Origin of the sequence: Actinomadura formosensis NBRC 14204 (assembly GCF_001552155.1) — a bacterium.
GTDB classification, from domain to species: domain Bacteria; phylum Actinomycetota; class Actinomycetes; order Streptosporangiales; family Streptosporangiaceae; genus Spirillospora; species Spirillospora formosensis.
Genome location: NZ_BCQQ01000259.1, coordinates 1 through 2826 on the forward strand (window position 1 = coordinate 1; position 2826 = coordinate 2826).

Sequence of the window (2826 nt, forward strand, 5' to 3'; positions counted from 1 at the left end):
CCGGTGGCCTCCGCGGCCTGGCCTGCGCCCTTGCCGACGTCTTCGACCGCACCGCCCGTGCCCTTACCGACGTCGCGGACGCCCTCACCGGCGCCCTTGCCCACATCCTCGACCGCACCCCCGGCGCCCTTGCCCACGTCCTCGACGGCGCCCCCGGCACCTTCACCGACGCTCTCGACCGCGCCCCCGGCGCCCTTGCCCACGTCCTTGACGGCACCTCCGGCGCCCTCGCCGACGCTCTCGACCGCGCCCCCGGCGCCCCGGCCGACCTCCTCGACGGCACCCTTGGCGCCCTTGCCGACCTCACCCACCGCGGTGCCGGTTCCGGCGCCGATGTCGCGTGCCGCCGCCTCCACGCCGCGTGCGAGGTGCCGGAGTATCTCCGGGTTGCGGTCGAGGGTGGTCAGGACACGGTCGAGGATCACGGCCACGTTGTCGAGCCGGACCTTGAGCTGCGCCTGCGCCTCGACCCCCTTGATCTCCAGGTTGACCCTGCCGAGGAAGACGTCGGCGCCGACGTTCAGCTTGAGCAGATCGAGGACCTGGGCGACGAGGGACACGTGCGCCTCAAGGTTCTCCAGCTCGAAGGAGATCTCGTCGACCTTGAGCAGGGGGACGTCGAGATAGACGTCGGGTTCCTCGCTCGGCCTCGGCCGATCGTCCGGAGTCAGGGTCCTGCCGGTCAGGCCCTCTTCCTCCGGGTTGTTCTGCTCACGGTCAGGCTTCTTCGGCTTGCCAGACGCGGTGTCGCCCATCGTTCCCCCCGAGGCTCGCAGGCGTACATGCCCTCGCTACCCGTCGCCGATCAGCGAAAACGTCGTGGTCGGGCCTGGTGCGGGAATCAGGTGCTCTTGGCCTTCTCCTTGGGCCGCTCCTCGGATTCGGTCTTCTCGCCGCCCTCCTCGGCTTCCTGCTCCTCGCCGCTCTCGGCCTCCTCCTCGGGCTTCTCTTCGCCCTTCTCGGCCTCCTCTTCGGGCTTCTCTTCGCCCTTCTCGGCCTCCTCTTCGGGCTTCTCTTCGGGCTTCTCTTCGGGCTTCTCTTCGGGCTTCTCGGCCTCCTCTTCAGGCTTCTCTTCGCCCTTCTCGGCCTCCTCGGACTTCTGTTCCTCGGCCTTCGACGCCTCCTGCTCCTCCTTGAGGGCGTCCTCGTGGGTCTTGACCACCTCGCCGTCGCGGATCTCGCCGCGCCAGCCCTCGATCTCGTCCTGCCTCAGGATCGCCTGCGTCATCATGTGCCGCTTGATGTGCTTGAAGTCCAGGCGGAGGCGGCGTCCCTGGGCGCGCCACAGGTTCGCGGTCTTCTCGAAGAAACCGTCCGGGTGGTACTCGGCGACCAGCAGGATCCGCGTCATGTTGGGCGACAGCTCGTGGAACGTCACGGCACCGTCCACATAGCCCTTGGCGCCCTTGGACTTCCAGATGATCCGCTCGTCGGGCACCTGCTCGATGATCGTGGACTCCCAACTGCGGTGGGACAGGAAGATCTTCGCCCGCCAGTTGAGCTTCTCGTCGGACTCCTGTTCGACGCTCTCCACCTTCTTGGTGAATTTCGGGTAGTCGGCGAACTGCGTCCACTGGTCGTAGGCGACGCGGCGCGGCAGTCCGACGTCGAACTCCTCAAGGATGTTGGTGACCTTGGGGCCGCCGCGGCCTCCCTCCTTCTTGCCGCCGCCTGCGCCGATGGTCTCCTTCACCTTCTCCTTGGCGCCGGTCATGCCCGCGCTGAGGCCCGCCTTGAGCGGGGATTCGCCCTCGGCGAGCTTCTTCACACCGGCGGCCGCCATCTTCGTGCCGGCTCCCGCGCCGGCGGCGTCCGTGGCGTCGTTCAGCCGCTGGGTCACCCCCTGGATCTTGCCGCTGGCCCCCGCGAGGGTTCGCACCATGAGCGCCTGGAGGAGTTCCCGTCCGGCTTCCTTGAGCTGGTCGATGGGGAGGTCCTGTACCTGGCCCTGGCCAGGGGTTCCGCCACCCGTTTCCGTCATGGTCATCACTTCGCTCGGTCGATGATGGTCCGGCTGGGAGGAGCCGTTGGGACGCGACCCTGCCGTCCCGAACGGCTTCCCCCCGCTACTGGCATAGCCCCATAAACCGACACGAAACGACCACAAAAGGCGCTGACCAGCGAAAAGTGAAGATCTACCGCCCTTTTCCGAAGCCGGAGGGGCCCTTTCCCCTGTCCCGGCCCAGCGGCCGAGATCCGGGTTCAGATCCGGCGATCGGCGTGATCCTCCTCCAGGAGCGTCAGTCCAGAAGGTCTTCGACCTTGTCGATGACAGCGGCACGCTGAAGCCAGCGCTCAAGCTGATCGGTGTCAGTGCAACCCGTGACCCGCTCACGGATGTCATTCGGAACAGCGATCCCACGAGAGTCCAGCACCAGCAGAACCGCCTTCGCCTCGCCCTCCGCACGGCCCTCGGCGATGTGGGCCTTGGCGAAGTCCGACTGCCACTCGTAGTTCGCGATCGGCATGATCTTCGCCAGAAGCGTGCGGGCGGCGGCAGAGAACCGCGTCATCAGGTAATCATGGTACTGCCGTCCGCTGTCGCCGGGGAGGTCGTCCAGGGCGACGGACACGCTGGTCAGGACGGATTTGGCGTCCGGTCCGTCGGCGTGGGCGGGGGCGCTGAGCACCGCCAGCTCGGAGAGCCGGCGGGCCTGCTCGGGGTCGGTGATGGCGGGCAGCATCCCGGGGTGGACGGTCAGGGGCTTGAGGACGAACTCGGGGTGTCCCATGTCGATCGGCTCGCCCCATCCCCCTGTTGATCAGCACTTCGGGGGGCGGCGAGCACGGTGTTTCGGATGGCGGTCATGGGTGCGTCAGCCGGTG

3 protein-coding genes are annotated in these 2826 nt (G+C 67.7%); all 3 read right to left on the reverse strand.

Features of this window, described 5'->3' with window-relative positions:
• Positions 1-755 (reverse strand): hypothetical protein (locus AF1_RS32305; RefSeq protein ID WP_067808103.1); only part of this gene is annotated, 755 nt, incomplete at its 3' end.
• A gap of 86 nt (positions 756-841) precedes the next feature.
• Positions 842-1981 (reverse strand): SRPBCC family protein, encoded by a 1140-nt coding sequence (locus AF1_RS32310; RefSeq protein ID WP_207394228.1) that lies wholly within the window; start codon positions 1979-1981, stop codon positions 842-844.
• Positions 1982-2240: 259 nt separating this feature from the next.
• Positions 2241-2732, reverse strand: a complete 492-nt coding sequence (locus AF1_RS32315; RefSeq protein WP_067808109.1) for a hypothetical protein — start codon at positions 2730-2732, stop codon at positions 2241-2243.
• Between the last annotated feature and the right edge of the window lie 94 nt (positions 2733-2826).

Excerpts from the sequence above, each read along its gene's own strand:
- AF1_RS32315 (WP_067808109.1), bottom strand. The coding sequence starts at position 2,732 with ATGGGACACCCCGAGTTCGTCCTCAAGCCCCTGACCGTCCACCCCGGG.
- AF1_RS32310 (WP_207394228.1), bottom strand. The coding sequence starts at position 1,981 with ATGACGGAAACGGGTGGCGGAACCCCTGGCCAGGGCCAGGTACAGGAC.